At 56.6% G+C, this 15,460-nt stretch carries 15 protein-coding genes; 9 read left to right on the top strand and 6 right to left on the bottom strand.

Going from position 1 to position 15,460, the window contains the following annotated elements:
* Positions 1-131 precede the first annotated feature (131 nt).
* Genes ACSZPU_RS07235 through yigI form a run of 3 tightly spaced genes read right to left on the bottom strand, consistent with a single transcriptional unit; the run spans position 132 to position 2,619 of the window.
* A complete protein-coding gene (locus ACSZPU_RS07235; protein ID WP_498997010.1) occupies positions 132-1,163 on the bottom strand; it encodes a LacI family DNA-binding transcriptional regulator in 1,032 nt (343 codons plus the stop codon).
* A gap of 49 nt (positions 1,164-1,212) precedes the next feature.
* Entirely contained in the window at positions 1,213-2,100 is an 888-nt protein-coding gene (gene rarD / locus ACSZPU_RS07230) for an EamA family transporter RarD (protein ID WP_498997008.1), read from the bottom strand.
* A gap of 51 nt (positions 2,101-2,151) precedes the next feature.
* The gene (yigI, locus tag ACSZPU_RS07225; protein ID WP_498997007.1) at positions 2,152-2,619 is read right to left on the bottom strand and encodes an acyl-CoA thioesterase YigI; all 468 of its coding nucleotides are present in this window, start codon (positions 2,617-2,619) and stop codon (positions 2,152-2,154) included.
* Positions 2,620-2,778: 159 nt separating this feature from the next.
* Between yigI and pldA the strand changes: the two genes are divergently transcribed.
* The 3 genes from pldA to rhtC all read left to right on the top strand — a co-directional run bounded on the left by pldA (position 2,779) and on the right by rhtC (position 6,235).
* The gene (gene pldA, locus ACSZPU_RS07220) at positions 2,779-3,654 is read left to right on the top strand and encodes a phospholipase A (RefSeq protein ID WP_498997005.1); all 876 of its coding nucleotides are present in this window, start codon (positions 2,779-2,781) and stop codon (positions 3,652-3,654) included.
* 65 nt (positions 3,655-3,719) lie between these two features.
* Positions 3,720-5,549, top strand: a complete 1,830-nt coding sequence (recQ, locus tag ACSZPU_RS07215) for an ATP-dependent DNA helicase RecQ (protein WP_498997003.1) — start codon at positions 3,720-3,722, stop codon at positions 5,547-5,549.
* Between the two features lie 62 nt (positions 5,550-5,611).
* Positions 5,612-6,235, top strand: coding sequence for a threonine export protein RhtC (rhtC, locus tag ACSZPU_RS07210; protein WP_498997001.1), 624 nt, complete (start codon positions 5,612-5,614; stop codon positions 6,233-6,235).
* 91 nt (positions 6,236-6,326) lie between these two features.
* Here rhtC and rhtB read toward each other — a convergent pair whose 3' ends face one another.
* Positions 6,327-6,947 carry a homoserine/homoserine lactone efflux protein gene (rhtB, locus tag ACSZPU_RS07205; protein WP_498996999.1) on the bottom strand — a complete coding sequence of 207 codons (621 nt, stop codon included), beginning with the start codon at positions 6,945-6,947 and terminating at the stop codon, positions 6,327-6,329.
* 106 nt (positions 6,948-7,053) lie between these two features.
* Between rhtB and pldB the strand changes: the two genes are divergently transcribed.
* From pldB to ACSZPU_RS07190, 3 genes are all read left to right on the top strand, one after another.
* Positions 7,054-8,049, top strand: a complete 996-nt coding sequence (pldB, locus tag ACSZPU_RS07200) for a lysophospholipase L2 (RefSeq protein WP_498996998.1) — start codon at positions 7,054-7,056, stop codon at positions 8,047-8,049.
* Positions 8,050-8,074: 25 nt separating this feature from the next.
* Positions 8,075-8,875: a sugar/pyridoxal phosphate phosphatase YigL gene (gene yigL / locus ACSZPU_RS07195; RefSeq protein WP_498996996.1), complete on the top strand. Its 801-nt coding sequence runs from the start codon at positions 8,075-8,077 to the stop codon at positions 8,873-8,875.
* 79 nt (positions 8,876-8,954) lie between these two features.
* A complete protein-coding gene (locus ACSZPU_RS07190; RefSeq protein ID WP_498996993.1) occupies positions 8,955-9,854 on the top strand; it encodes a carboxylate/amino acid/amine transporter in 900 nt (299 codons plus the stop codon).
* Here the strand turns inward: ACSZPU_RS07190 and metR are convergent.
* Positions 9,742-10,695, bottom strand: coding sequence for an HTH-type transcriptional regulator MetR (gene metR / locus ACSZPU_RS07185; protein WP_498996990.1), 954 nt, complete (start codon positions 10,693-10,695; stop codon positions 9,742-9,744). The genes ACSZPU_RS07190 and metR overlap by 113 nt on opposite strands.
* Positions 10,696-10,931: 236 nt before the next feature.
* Between metR and metE the strand changes: the two genes are divergently transcribed.
* Positions 10,932-13,193, top strand: coding sequence for a 5-methyltetrahydropteroyltriglutamate--homocysteine S-methyltransferase (gene metE / locus ACSZPU_RS07180; protein WP_498996987.1), 2,262 nt, complete (start codon positions 10,932-10,934; stop codon positions 13,191-13,193).
* Between the two features lie 31 nt (positions 13,194-13,224).
* On the opposite strand, the gene ACSZPU_RS07175 is transcribed toward metE, so the two are convergent.
* The gene (locus tag ACSZPU_RS07175; RefSeq protein WP_498996985.1) at positions 13,225-13,989 is read right to left on the bottom strand and encodes a DeoR/GlpR family DNA-binding transcription regulator; all 765 of its coding nucleotides are present in this window, start codon (positions 13,987-13,989) and stop codon (positions 13,225-13,227) included.
* A gap of 135 nt (positions 13,990-14,124) precedes the next feature.
* Here ACSZPU_RS07175 and ACSZPU_RS07170 point away from each other — a divergent pair, with 135 nt between their 5' ends.
* On the top strand, positions 14,125-15,102 hold the full coding sequence (locus ACSZPU_RS07170) for an ABC transporter substrate-binding protein (protein WP_498996982.1): 978 nt from the start codon (positions 14,125-14,127) through the stop codon (positions 15,100-15,102).
* Between the two features lie 3 nt (positions 15,103-15,105).
* Positions 15,106-15,393 (top strand): hypothetical protein, encoded by a 288-nt coding sequence (locus tag ACSZPU_RS07165; protein WP_498996979.1) that lies wholly within the window; start codon positions 15,106-15,108, stop codon positions 15,391-15,393.
* Positions 15,394-15,460 lie beyond the last annotated feature (67 nt).

Here is a 15,460-nt window from a genome sequence, read left to right as displayed (position 1 = left end):
ACCTTTATATTCAATGAAATATAAAATGGTAGCGCATTCATTTTCGTTTGAATCTTGAACTGAACTCTCGGGTGAGACAAGGGCAGGATCGTCGAAATGAGATCCCGCTTACAAAAAAGGGTTATAGCAGATCAGTCCTGCGGGGCCTGTCCGCGAGTCGACAGGCGGTCGACAAGGGTAAAGCCGATATCGTCGTTAACGGTGTCGTGAACGCCGTTTTTCAGGCGTTGCAGCAGGGCCGTCGACGCCAGCTGTCCAAGACGTTTCCCGTCAATGCGCACCGTAGAGAGAGGAGGGAAGGTATGGGCGGCAAAATTCATGTCGCCAAAACCAAACACCGCGACCTGCTCCGGTACGGACAGGTGACGACTGGCGGCTTCGGTCAGCACGCCGTGGGCGATGGTGTCAGAGGTGCAGACCACCACGCGCGGCGTGTCATCGTTTTCCAGAATACGCGCCAGGCCTTCACGCCCCTGTTCGAGTGCGGGTAGCCCGGTAAAGCTGTGGTGCGTGATATCGGTGATGCCTTGCGATTTCAGGGTTTCCATAAACACACGCGCACGCAGCTGACCGCGCGGGTCGTCAACGGAAAGCAGGCCGAAATGACGATAGCCCTGGGCTAACAAATGGTGGGCGACCGCGCGTCCCACCTCTTCGTGGGAGAAGCCGACCAGCATATCGATCGGGTCCTCGCTGATATCCCAGGTTTCCACCACCGGCACGCCGGTGGCGCGCAGGCGCTTGCGGGACGGCTCCGTATGCACGGTGCCGGTCAGAATGATGCCATCCGGGCGGCGGCTCAGGATCACATCCAGCAGCTCTTGTTCCTGTTTGGCCTCGTAGCCGGAAATCCCCAGCAGCACCTGGTAGCCGTTTGCCGCGAGCTGCTCGGCAATGGCCTGGAAGGTGTCAGAGAAAATGGGATTGGTGAGCATCGGCACCAGCACCGCCACCAGACGGCTGCGGTTGGAGGCCAGCGCGCCGGCGTTCTGATTTGGCACGAAGCCCGTCTCTTCAATGACTTTGAGGACTTTGTTGCGCGTGGCTTCCTTCACCTGTTCGGGCTGATTCAAAACGCGCGAAACCGTAATCGGCGCGACGTTAGCCAGCTTTGCGACGTCAGCGATACGGAGTCCTGATGCCGCCTGTCTGCGGGTTGCCATACAAAATCCTTAAAGAGAGGGCCGAAAATTCTGTGCCAGACGCCGGGAATTACCGGTTTCTGCGTTGTGTGTACAGCGCATCCATCACAAATATGGCGAGCGCTACCCAAATAAACCCGAAGGTCACCATTTTGTCCGCGCCCGGATGCTCGTCATAAAACGTCACCGCCAGCAGGAACATCAGCGTTGGGCCAATGTACTGGAAAAAGCCCAGCGTCGACAGGCGCAGACGCGTCGCCGCGCCGGTAAAGCACAGCAGCGGAACGGTGGTGACCACCCCGGCGGCCATCAATAACAGATTGAGTGACCAGCTATTCTGCGCCATGTGACTGGTCGGGCTGTCGGCGATACCAAACAGCCAGATAGCCGCCACCGGCAGTAGCCACAGCGTTTCCACTAACATCCCGGTTTGCGCGTCGACGGCGATTTTTTTACGCAGCAGCCCGTAGAAGGCGAAGCTGAATGCCAGGCCCAGCGAGATAATGGGCAAGGAGCCGAAGGCCCACAGCTGCACCAGTACGCCACCGGCGGCCAGTACCACCGCCAGCCACTGCATACGGCGGAAACGTTCACCCAGGAATACCATTCCCAGCAGGATATTCACCAGCGGATTAATAAAATAGCCCAGGCTTCCTTCGAGCAGATGGTGATTGTTCACCGACCAGATAAAGAGCAGCCAGTTCCCCCCGACGAGCACGGCGGACACCGCTAACAGAAAGATTTTCTTTGGCGTATGTAAAAGCTGTTTCACCTGCGACCACTGACGGCTGACGCTTATCAGGGCGATCATGAAGAAGAAGGACCAGATAATTCGGTGAGTCAGGATTTCATCGGCGGGAACGAACCAGATGACTTTGAAATAGGCCGGTGCAATACCCCAAATAAAATAGGCGGCAAGAGCAAACATCACTCCTAACCGCGTCTGTTTTGCATCCATCAGGAAAACTCGTTGCTGAAAAGTAACAATATTTTACCTGATTTTTGCCGCTCAACCCACCATATAGGTTGCCGTCGCACTGGCGATATAGACCTGCTCTTCGTTATGCAACTCGACGCGCGCGACCGCCACCTTGTTTCCCGCGCGCAGCAGCGTGCTGGTGGCGGTGAAGCGATTGCCACGGCCCGGACGTAAATAGTCGACGCGCAAATCAATGGTGCCCATCCGCGACAGGCGGGTACGCAGTTCATCTTCGGTAATGGTGTCATGGCGCGTCAGCGTGCTGCCTACACACACCAGGCCAGCGGCGACATCCAGCGCGGAGGCGATCACGCCGCCGTGCAAAATGCTCTGCGCCCAGTTTCCCACCATCATGGGTTGGTTATTGAAGCTGAGCTGGGCGAAATCCTTCTCGTAGCGGGTCAGCTCCAGTCCGAGAGCGCGATTGAAAGGCATGTGATAGACGAAAATCTCGCCCACGAGTTTTAGTGCGGATTCTGCTGTGAGGACGGCAGACATAGTGGCTCTTCCGTTGGGTTAATGAAATGTTGATTTTATGCCTCTGAATTGTTGAATTCCAGTTTAAGACAGGATACCTGAGCAGTTACTCAATAAATATGTAGAATGGATGTAGTAAAAATATTTGGTTCAACAACATTGTTCAGAGGAAGAAGACCGATGCGGACGTTTCTGGGTTGGTTTGTGGCGTTATGTGCGTTGCCCTTTGCGGCTTTTGCGCAGGAAGCGACAGTAAAAGAAGTTCATGATGCGCCCGCCGTGCGCGGCAGCATTATCGCGAATTTGCTGCAGGAGCATGATAATCCGTTCACGCTCTATCCGTATGAATCCAACTATCTGCTTTATACCTATACCAGCGACATGAACAAAGAGGCCATCCGCTCGTACAGTTGGTCTGATGAAGCGCGGAAGGATGAAGTGAAGTTCCAGCTTAGCCTGGCATTCCCGCTGTGGCGCGGCATCCTCGGGCCGAATTCTGTGCTGGGTGCGTCTTACACGCAAAAATCCTGGTGGCAGCTGTCGAATACTCAGGAGCCAGCGTCTTCGCCGTTCCGTGAAACCAACTATGAGCCGCAGATGTTCCTCGGCTTTGCCACTGATTACAGCTTTGCTGGCTGGACCCTGCGCGATATGGAGTTTGGCTTCAACCATGACTCCAACGGCCGTTCTGACCCGACATCGCGTAGCTGGAACCGTCTTTATACGCGTTTGATGGCGCAAAATGGCAACTGGCTGGTGGAGGTGAAACCCTGGTACGTGGTGGGTAACACCGACGATAACCCGGATATCACCAAATATCTGGGCCACTATCAGCTGCGTCTCGGCTATCAGTATGGCGATGCCATTTTCAGCGTGAAAGGGCAGTACAACTGGAATACCGGCTACGGCGGCGCGGAGCTGGGATTCAGCTACCCGATGACCAAACACGTGCGTTTCTACACCCAGCTGTATAGCGGCTATGGTGAGTCTCTGATTGACTACAATTTCAATCAGACGCGTATTGGCGTAGGCGTAATGCTCAACGATCTGTTTTAAGCATTGCAGTTTCATGAGCAGGCGCTGAAAATAGCGCCTGTTTTGTTTTGGTGAGCGGAGTAAATGTGGCGCAGGCGGAAGTATTGAATCTGGAATCGACAGCCCTCGAGGTTTTACGGGAAACCTTCGGCTACCAGCAGTTCCGTCCGGGTCAGCAGCATATCATTGATACCGTGCTCGGCGGCCGCGACTGCCTGGTGGTGATGCCTACCGGCGGCGGTAAATCCCTCTGCTATCAAATCCCTGCACTGATTCTGCCTGGCCTGACGGTGGTGGTTTCGCCGCTGATTTCGCTGATGAAAGATCAGGTCGATCAACTGCTGGCCAACGGTGTTGCCGCCGCGTGTCTGAACTCAACGCAAAGTCGTGAGCAGCAGCTTGAAGTGATGGCAGGGTGTCGCACCGGGCAAATCCGCCTGCTTTATATCGCCCCCGAACGCCTGATGCTCGATAACTTCCTTGAGCAGTTGACGCACTGGAACCCGGTCATGCTGGCGGTCGACGAAGCGCACTGTATCTCCCAGTGGGGCCATGATTTCCGCCCGGAATATGCCGCGCTGGGCCAGCTTCGCCAGACTCTGCCGTCCGTGCCTTTTATGGCGCTTACCGCTACGGCGGATGACACCACGCGTCGCGATATCGAACGTCTGCTGGGGCTGAACGACCCGCTGATTCAAATAAGCAGCTTTGACCGCCCGAACATCCGCTACATGCTGATGGAAAAGTTCAAGCCGCTCGATCAGCTGCTGCGCTATGTACACGACCAGCGCGGTAAATCCGGGATTATTTACTGCAACAGCCGGGCAAAGGTGGAAGACACCGCCGCCCGTCTGCAAAGCCGTGGATTCAGCGCGGCGGCGTATCATGCCGGGCTGGAACACGAGGTGCGCGCCAGCGTGCAGGAGAAATTCCAGCGCGATGATCTGCAAATCGTGGTGGCGACCGTCGCGTTCGGGATGGGGATTAACAAGCCCAACGTGCGCTTTGTGGTCCACTTCGATATCCCGCGCAATATTGAGTCTTATTACCAGGAAACCGGTCGCGCCGGGCGTGATGGGCTGCCTGCCGAGGCGATGCTGTTCTACGCCCCGGAAGATATGGCCTGGCTGCGTCGTTGCCTTGAGGAAAAACCTGCCGGACAGCTGCAGGATATTGAGCGCCACAAACTGAATGCGATGGGGGCGTTTGCCGAAGCGCAAACCTGCCGCCGTCTGGTGTTGCTCAACTACTTTGGCGAAGGGCGGCAGGAACCCTGCGGCAACTGCGATATCTGTCTCGATCCGCCGAAACAGTACGACGGTCTGAACGATGCGCAAATTGCGCTCTCCACCATTGGCCGTGTGAATCAGCGTTTCGGGATGGGCTATGTGGTTGAGGTGATCCGTGGGGCGAACAACCAACGTATTCGCGAACTCGGCCACGATAAGCTTAAAGTCTACGGCATGGGCCGGGAGAAAAGCCACGAGCATTGGGTGAGCGTAATTCGCCAGCTTATTCATTTGGGGCTGGTCACGCAGAACATCGCTCAGCATTCGTCGTTACAAATGACGGACGCCGCGCGTCCGGTGCTGCGTGGTGAGGTTCCTCTGCAACTTGCGGTGCCGCGTGTGGTGGCGCTCAAATCCCGGGTGATGCAAAAAGCGGCGGTCGGTAACTATGACCGTAAGCTGTTCGCCAAGCTGCGCAAATTGCGTAAAGCGGTTGCCGATGAAAACAACGTGCCGCCGTATGTAGTCTTTAACGACGCAACGCTGATTGAAATGGCCGAGCAGATGCCCGTTTCGCCCGGTGAAATGCTGGGGGTTAACGGCGTCGGCGTACGCAAGCTTGAGCGCTTCGGCCAGGAATTTATGGCGCTGATCCGTGCCCATGTGGATGGCGACGATGATGAGTAGCCAGCACGCAGGTAAAGTGCCAATATAGTTACCCCCTTTTATTCTTTTCCCGCGAGTTAAACATGTTGATGCTCTTCCTCACCGTCGCCCTGGTTCACATTGTTGCCCTGATGAGTCCCGGCCCGGACTTCTTCTTTGTGTCGCAAACCGCCGTCAGCCGCTCCCGTAAAGAGGCGATGATGGGGGTGCTCGGCATTACCGCTGGTGTTATGGTCTGGGCGGGCGTTGCGCTGCTTGGCCTGAACCTGATCCTCGAAAAAATGGCGTGGCTGCACAGCATTATCATGGTTGGCGGCGGCCTGTATCTGTGCTGGATGGGTTACCAGATGCTGCGCGGTGCGCTTAAGAAAGAAGAGCAGAAAGCCGAGGCGCCGCAGGTTGAACTGGCGACCAGCAGCGGTCGTAGCTTTATGAAAGGGCTGTTGACGAACCTCGCAAACCCGAAAGCGATTATCTACTTCGGTTCGGTATTCTCGCTGTTTGTCGGCGACAGCGTGGGCGTGAGTGCGCGCTGGGGTATCTTTATGCTGATCACGCTGGAAACCTTCGCCTGGTTCACCGTGGTGGCAAGCCTGTTCGCGTTACCGGCGATGCGTCGCGGCTATCAGCGTCTGGCGAAGTGGATTGACGGTTTTGCTGGTGCGTTGTTCGCCGGTTTCGGTATCCATCTGATCATTTCGCGTTAATTGATTGTCGGGCGAATTCACGCATGTCTTGATTTTTGGTAGCCCGGATAAGGCGCTCGCGCCGCATCCGGGACGACGTTAGCGCCAGAACTCAGGCATGTCTTGCTGACGCCAGCAATGCCCCTACCAGCATAAACAACGAACCAAACACCTTGTTCAATGCCTTCATTTGACGCGGGCCTTTAATCCATGCGGCGATACGCTGCGCCAGTGTGGCATAGCCAATCATCACGATGATATCCACGACGATAGTGGTCACGCCCAGCACCACGTACTGCATCACCTGCGGCTGATGCGGCACAATAAATTGCGGGAACAGCGCGGCGAGGAAGACGATGCTTTTCGGGTTCGTCAGGTTAACGAAAACCGCACGTTTAAACAGACGCGTACGTGATTGCGTGTGGGCCAGCGTGTTGAGGTCGATCGCCCCTGCGGCGCGCCACTGCTGAATACCCAGCCAAATCAGGTATGCCGCCCCCGCCCATTTCAGCACTTCAAACGCCAGAACCGAGCGCGAGAACAGCGTTCCCAGACCCACGCCGACCAGCACGATATGAATACCGAGGCCGGTTTGTAGCCCGGCGATAGACGCCGCGGCGCCGCGATAACCGTGGCTGATTGAGGTGGTCATCGTATTAATCGCACCGGAGCCTGGCGACAGGCTGAGGATGATGGATGTCAGCAGATAAGCGAACCACCACTCGAAGGTCATGAGAAACTCCCTGGTTGTCTGTTTTTATGCCACAATACGCTATTGTTAGCGGAGTTTGCTACAGGTCACAAAAACGTTTTTATCATGCGAGCAGAGGCGCAACCCAATGTTCCGGCAAAACAAGGATTGGGAAACCAGAGAGCACGCATTTGCTGCGTTTGCCACGGGGTCATTAACGGACTTCTGGCGTCAGCGGGAAGAGGCGGAATTTACCGGTGTGGATAATGTCCCGGTGCGCTTTGTTCGTTTCCATGCCGCCAAACACGACAGGGTTATCGTCGTCTGCCCTGGCCGAATTGAAAGCTATGTGAAGTATGCCGAACTGGCGTATGACTTGTTCCATCTCGGGTTTGATGTGCTCATCATCGACCATCGCGGTCAGGGGCGTTCTGGCCGCATGCTGGAAGATTCGCACCGGGGCCATGTGGTCAATTTCAGCGACTATGTTGATGATTTAACGGCCTTCTGGGAGCAGGAAGTTGCCCCCGGCCCCTGGCGTAAGCGTTATATTCTGGCCCATTCGATGGGCGGTGCGATTGCCACGCTCTTCGTGCAGCGCTATCCGCAAGCCGGTTGTGACGCGATTGCCCTGTGCGCGCCGATGTTCGGCATCATTATCCACCTGCCGGACTGGATGGTGCGCCCATTGCTGGACTGGGCGGAAGGCTACCCACGTATTCGCGAGAATTACGCGATTGGCACCGGTCGCTGGCATGCGCTGCCGTTTGCCATTAACACGTTGACCCACAGTCGTGAACGTTACCGGCGTAACCTGCGTTTTTACGCCGATGAACCCCAGCTACGTGTTGGGGGGCCGACCTGGCACTGGGTCCGAGAAGGCATCCTGGCCGGAGAACATGCGCTGGCAGGTGCGGCAACAGACACATCACCCATGTTAATTATTCAGGCAGAAGACGAGCGTGTTGTGGATAACCGCATGCACGATCGCTTTTGTGAAATACGCGCCGCCGCGGGCCACCCTTGCGAAGGGGGGAAACCGCTTGTCATCAAGGGCGCGTACCATGAGATCCTCTTTGAAGAGGACGCTATGCGCTCAGTCGCGCTCAACGCCATCGTCGATTTTTTCGATCGGCATAACTAATGAATTATTGAGGCTAACGTTTCCTATGTATCAGGTTGTTGCGTCTGATTTAGACGGCACATTGCTTTCCCCCGATCACACACTCTCCCCTTACGCGAAAGAAACGTTAAAGCTGCTGACCACACGCGGCCTGAACTTTGTTTTCGCGACGGGCCGCCATCATGTGGATGTCGGGCAAATCCGCGATAACCTGGGGATCAAAGCGTACATGATCACCTCCAACGGCGCGCGCGTACACGATACCGATGGCAATCTGGTGTTCACTCATAACCTGGACCGGGACATTGCCAGCGACCTGTTTGGCGTGGTGCATAACAACCCGGACATCGTCACTAACGTGTATCGCGACGATGAGTGGTTTATGAACCGCCACCGCCCGGACGAAATGCGTTTCTTCAAAGAGGCGATTTTCCAGTATTCCCTGTATGAGCCAGGCATGCTGGAGCCGGAAGGCATCAGCAAAGTCTTCTTCACCTGCGAAACTCACGAACAGCTGCTGCCGCTGGAGCAGGCCATCAACGCCCGCTGGGGCGATCGCGTCAACGTCAGCTCCTCCACCCTGACCTGCCTGGAAGTGATGGCGGGCGGTGTGTCGAAAGGTCACGCGCTGGAAGCCGTATCGAAGGCGCTTGGCTACAGCCTGAAAGAGTGCATCGCGTTTGGCGACGGTATGAACGATGCGGAGATGCTCTCCATGGCCGGTAAAGGTTGCATCATGGGCAACGCGCACCAGCGCCTGAAGGATTTGCATCCGGAGCTGGAAGTGATTGGCACCAACGCCGATAACGCCGTACCGAACTACCTGCGTAAACTGTTTTTGAGCTGATTTTATGGTCGTATATTGACCAGTTGTCAACTTAATACTCCGCTACAATGAGTGTTCCTTATTCTGAGAGACATTCATTGTGGCGTTACTCATCATCACCACGATCCTGTGGGCCTTCTCCTTTAGCCTGATTGGCGAATACCTTGCCGGGCACGTCGACAGCTATTTTTCCGTGCTGATGCGCGTGGGGCTGGCGGCACTGGTCTTCTTGCCGTTCCTGCGCACGCGTGGGCAAACGCTCAAAACGATCCTGCTCTACATGCTGGTGGGTGCGATGCAGCTTGGCATCATGTACCTGTTTAGCTTCCGCGCGTATGTCTATTTGAGCGTGTCGGAATTCCTGCTATTCACCGTCCTGACGCCGCTCTATATCACGCTGATTTACGATCTGCTCAGCAAGCGGCGTTTACGCTGGGGTTATGCCCTGAGTGCGCTGCTGGCGGTGGCGGGTGCGGCGATTATCCGCTACGACAAAGTCAGCGATCACTTCTGGACGGGGCTGATGTTTGTACAGCTCGCCAACATCAGTTTTGCCATCGGTATGGTGGGGTATAAGCGCCTGATGGAAACGCGGCCGATGCCGCAGTACAATGCGTTTGCCTGGTTCTATCTGGGCGCCGCTATCGTTGCGGTGATTGCCTGGTTTATGTTGGGTAATCCGCAAAAACTGCCGACCACCAATGTGCAATGGATAATCCTGGTGTGGCTGGGGGTTGTGGCGTCCGGGCTGGGCTACTTTATGTGGAACTACGGGGCGACGCAGGTGGATGCCGGTACGCTTGGCATCATGAACAATGTGCATGTCCCTGCCGGGCTGCTGGTGAACCTTGCCATCTGGCAAGAGCAGCCGCACTGGCCGAGTTTTATCATTGGTGGGACGGTGATACTGGCCTCGCTATGGGTGCATCGGCGTTGGGTCGCTCCGCGCTCCGCACAAACGGCAGATGGTCGCACGCGTGGTTCCGCGCTGAGCGAATAAATGCCTCGGTGACCGGCTGGCGCTGCTCGCCATCGCGCACGGCAGCGTACAACCGGCTCCATAATCCCTCGCCCAGGGTTTTGGTCACTACCAGACCCTGGCGTTCAAAGCTTTCCACCACCCAGTGCGGCAGTGCCGCAATGCCCATCCGCGCCGCCACCATCTGAATCAACAGCAGCGTATTGTCCACGCTTTTAAGCTGTGGGCTGATGCCTGCCGGTTGCAGGAAATGGCGCCAGATATCCAGGCGGCTACGCTGCACTGGATAAATCAGCAATGTCTCGGTGGCAATATCTTCCGGGGTGATCCGCGTGCGTGAGGCCAGCGGGCTTTCCGGTGAGATCACCAGGCGTACTTCAAAATCAAACATCGGCGAATAGTGCAGACCGCTGCGCGGCAGAATGTCGGAGGTCATCACCAGATCCAGCTCGCCCTGCTGGAGCGAGGGCTGCGGGTCGAAGGTGACACCCGATTTGAAATCCATCTCCACCTGCGGCCATTGTGTGCGGAAACTCTCCAGCGCCGGGGTCAGCCACTGAATACAGCTATGGCATTCAATCGCGATGCGCAGGCGGGTTTGTTGTGGTTCATTGCAGGCCTGCAGTGCGCTGCTGATTTGCGGCAGCACCTGATTGGCCAACTGGAGCAGGATTTCCCCCTGGGGCGTAAAGCGCAAGGGCTGGCTTTTACGCACAAATAGCCGAAAGCCAAGGCGCTGTTCCAGATCGCTGAACTGGTGGGAAAGTGCGGATTGCGTCTGATGCAATGCCGCCGCCGCGGCAGCCAGCGACCCGCAGTTCCGTAACGCTTGTAGCGTTTTCAGATGTTTAATTTCGATCATGAAAGTCCTTCACTTCGGCATGACAAATTTGCGCTTGAGGAATATACAGTAACTGCCAATTATGGATGTGTAAACATCTGGACGGCTAAAATCCTTCGTCTTTTAAATTTATGGTGCGTTGGCTGCGTTTACTTACCCCGGTCACTTACTCCAGTAAGCTCCCGGAGATAAGCAAACTTGCCGCCTTCCCTAAATTCAAAATCCATTGGATTTACAATTAATTAGAGGAAGCACATATGACAGTTTTAAACCACACCCTCGGTTTTCCTCGCGTTGGTCTGCGTCGCGAGCTGAAAAAAGCACAAGAAAGCTACTGGGCGGGCAATTCCTCCCGTGAAGAGCTGCTGGCAACAGGTCGTGAGCTGCGTGCGCGTCACTGGGATCAGCAAAAAGCGGCGGGCATCGACCTGCTGCCGGTGGGCGATTTCGCCTGGTACGACCATGTTCTGACCACCAGCCTGCTGCTCGGTAACGTGCCGGCTCGTCATCAGAACAACGACGGTTCGGTCGATATCGACACCCTGTTCCGCATTGGCCGTGGCCGCGCGCCGACCGGCGAACCGGCGGCAGCGGCGGAAATGACCAAATGGTTTAACACCAACTATCACTATATGGTGCCGGAGTTCGTCAAAGGCCAGCAGTTCAAACTGACTTGGACGCAACTGCTGGATGAAGTGGACGAAGCACTGGCGCTGGGCCACAAGGTGAAGCCTGTCCTGCTGGGGCCTGTGACTTACCTGTGGCTGGGCAAAGTGAAGGGCGAGCAGTTTGACCGCCTGAGTCTGCTCAATGACATTCTGCCGGTCTACAAACAGGTGCTGGCTGAGCTGGCAAAACGCGGCATCGAATGGGTGCAAATTGACGAACCTGCGCTGGTACTGGAGCTGCCTCAAGTTTGGCTGGATGCGTTCAAACCGGCTTACGACGCACTTGCGGGTCAGGTGAAATTGCTGCTGACCACCTATTTCGAAGGCGTGACGCCGAACCTCGACACTATCACCGCGCTGCCGGTACAGGGCCTGCACGTTGACCTGGTCCACGGGAAAGATGATGTTGCCGAACTGCATACGCGTCTGCCGGCTGACTGGCTGCTCTCGGCGGGGCTGGTGAACGGTCGTAACGTCTGGCGCGCCGATCTGACAGAAAAATATGCACAGATTAAAGCTGTGGCAGGGAAACGCCCGCTGTGGGTAGCCTCTTCGTGTTCCCTGCTGCACAGCCCGATCGATCTGAGCGTGGAGACGCGTCTGGATGCGGAAGTGAAGAGCTGGTTTGCCTTCGCCCTGCAAAAGTGTGAAGAGCTGGCGTTGCTGCGTGACGCGCTGAACAACGGTGATAGCGCGGCGATTGAGGCCTGGAGTGCCCCGATTCAGGCGCGCCGTCACTCAACCCGTGTGCACAATACGACAGTGGCACAGCGTCTGGCGGCCATCACCGCAGAAGACAGCCAGCGCACCAGCGCCTATGAAGCCCGCGCCAAAGCACAGCGCGCCCGTTTTAACCTGCCCGCATGGCCGACGACGACCATCGGTTCCTTCCCACAAACCACCGAGATCCGCAGTCTGCGTCTGGACTTCAAAAAGGGCAATCTGGACGCCAACAACTACCGCACCGGTATCGCCGAACACATCAAGCAGGCGATTGTGGAGCAGGAGCGTTTAGGCCTGGACGTGCTGGTACACGGTGAAGCCGAACGTAACGACATGGTGGAATATTTCGGCGAGCATCTCGACGGTTTTGTCTTTACCCAGAACGGCTGGGTGCAGAGCTACGGTTCCCGCTGCGTGAAGCCGCCGGTGGTGATTGGCGATGTCAGCCGCCCGGAAGCGATCACCGTGGAGTGGGCGAAGTACGCCCAGTCTCTGACCAGTAAGCCGGTTAAAGGCATGCTGACCGGTCCGGTGACGATCCTGTGCTGGTCCTTCCCGCGTGAAGATGTGACCCGCGAAACCATCGCCAAACAAATTGCGCTGGCGCTGCGCGATGAGGTAGCGGATCTGGAAGCCGCAGGTATTGGCATCATCCAGATTGATGAACCGGCCCTGCGTGAAGGCCTGCCGCTGCGTCGCCGCGATTGGGATGCGTATCTGGAGTGGGGCGTGGAAGCTTTCCGCATCAATGCGGCCGTGGCGAGGGATGACACCCAGATTCACACCCATATGTGTTATTGCGAGTTTAACGACATCATGGATTCCATCGCCGCGCTGGATGCAGATGTGATCACCATTGAGACGTCGCGCTCGGATATGGAACTGCTGGAGTCGTTCGAAGAGTTTGAATACCCGAACGAAATCGGGCCGGGCGTGTATGACATTCACTCGCCGAATGTCCCAAGCGTGGAGTGGATTGAAGCACTGCTGCAAAAAGCCGCCCAGCGTATCCCGGCAGAGCGCCTGTGGGTAAACCCGGACTGCGGCCTGAAAACCCGCGGCTGGCCGGAAACCCGTAGCGCACTGGCAAACATGGTGAAAGCCGCGCAGAACCTGCGTCAGGCGTAATCCGCAGCGCACCGCCCGTTTGGGTGGTGCGCTACTCTTCTTCCCGACACAGCCACTGCGTGCGGCGCTGTGCCAGCAGGTCGCGCTGGGAGCCGGTAGGGGCTCTGTCGCTCACCACATAGTCAAAGTCACCGATATCACCGTTGCGGCACATCGCCCGGCGACCAAACTTGGTGCTGTCGACAACCAGGACGTTTATCTCCGCACTGGCGACCAGAGCCTGGCGCGCCACCACCTCTTCGTCGTTAAAATCGTACAGCTCGCCCTCTTCGCCAATTCCGCCGACCGACACCACGCCAATATCCACCCGGTAGCGGCGAAAGAAGGTCAGGGCGTCGCTGCCGATCACATCCAGATCGCGTTTACGTACGCGCCCGCCCGCGACCGTCAGTTCACAACCGGGGAGCAGGCTGAGCGGCGTGGCGGCGTGCAGATTGTTGGTACAGACCGCCAGATGGACATCGTCCGGCAGTGCGCGCGCCACCATTTCCACGGTGGTTCCGGTTCCAAGAAAGCAGCTTTGCGCTTCGCTGAGTAACTGTGCGACTCGCTCGCCAATCCAGCGCTTACCGATGACGTTGACGATCTCGCGCTGCTGATAACCGATATTTTCGCGTGCGAAAGGGGCGACCATGCCATGGCGGCGCAATAGCAGCCCTTGCGCAGTGAGTTCACGCAGGTCGCTGCGCACCGTTTGCAGGGAGACGCCGAAGTGGTGCGCCAGTTGTTCAATACTGCTCTCACCGTGCTCTGTCACCATCGCGACAATTGCGCTGCGACGTGCTTCTGGGGTCATGTTTGCGTCCAGCAGAGGGGATTTGCGCTCATGCTATCCCGCGAATATGAAATTATTACTACGAAAAAAACGGGTCATATTTCTGTCAGATTCCCTTGTTTTAATCGTCACAACGAAAACCAAGGGGACGAAACCATGAGTAAGAAAATTGCGCTGGCAGCGGCTTTGCTGGCTTTCATGAGTGGCACTGTTTTTGCGAAATCTACTCTGACGCTCTACACCAGCCAGCCAACCGAAGACGCGCAAATGACGGTGAGCGCTTTTGAACAGGCGCACCCGGATGTCGAAGTAAAATGGATTCGCGATGGAACCGCTAAACTGGTTGCCCGTATGCAGGCGGAAATTGCCGCAGGCGGTGCCAGCCCGGATGTTTTACTCATTGCCGATAGCGTGTCGATGGAGTCTCTGAAACAGCAAAATCTGCTGGCGGCGTATAAATCACCGCAGGCCAGCCGCTACGGTGCGCAGCTGTATGATAAAGATGGCTATTACTACGGCACCAAACTGATCACCACCGGCATTGCCTATCACAGCAAAGCTCCGGTGAAGCCGGAATCCTGGCTGGATCTGCTCAAGCCTGAGCTGAAAAACATGACCACCTTGCCAAGCCCGCTCTACTCCGGTGCCGCACAGATTCATATGGCGACGCTGATGAATGACCCGCAGCTCGGCTGGCAGTATTACGAGAAATTGAAAGAAAACGGCGCGATGCCGCAGAGCGGTAATGGCGGCGTGATGAGTGCGATCACCTCCGGCAGCAAAGCCTACGGCGTGCTGGTGGATTACATGGCGATCCGCGAAAAAGCCAAAGGCGCACCGATTGAGTTCGTCTTCCCGAAAGAGGGCGTCAGTATCGTGACCGAGCCAGTGGCGATGATGAAAGGGGCGAAAAACCCTGAGGGTGCAAAAGCCTTCATCGATTTCGTGCTTTCCGAAGACGGGCAGAAGCTGGTGCTCAAACAGGGCTACCTGACGGCGGATCCAAGCCTGCCGGTCCCTCAGGGTTTCCCGGCCCGCAGCAGTATCAAACTGATGCCTTATGACGCCGCAAAAGCGCTGGCTGATACCGAAGCAAACAAAAAGCGCTTTGCCGACCTGTTCGGAAACCGCTAAGTCATGACGGATATGACACTGCGTCAATCTGCCGCCAGCAGCCCGCCAAAAGGGCTGCTGTGGCTTTTACTCGCGCTGATCGCCTTACTGAGCCTGCTGCCCAGCCTGCGACTGCTTATCTCCGCGCTCTTTGACTGGCAGCAAGGCAGCAACAGCAGCCTGTGGCGAGTGCTGAGCAACGAATCCACCTGGGTTGCGCTCTACAACAGCCTGTACACCAGCGGTTTAGGTACCTTGTTGTCATTGCTGCTGGGCAGCGTTTTTGCGTTTTGTCTGGCCCTGACTAGATAGTGTCGTCACAAGATTTTAGCCCAGAGAGCGATGCATCTGATCTGGACGGCAGCGAGAAATGAGGCCG

Origin of the sequence: Phytobacter sp. V69 (assembly GCF_965644215.1) — a bacterium.
Taxonomy (GTDB): Bacteria; Pseudomonadota; Gammaproteobacteria; order Enterobacterales; family Enterobacteriaceae; genus Phytobacter.
The sequence above is the reverse complement of the archived record's forward strand: the minus strand, read 5'-3'. Positions and strand labels throughout refer to the sequence as shown.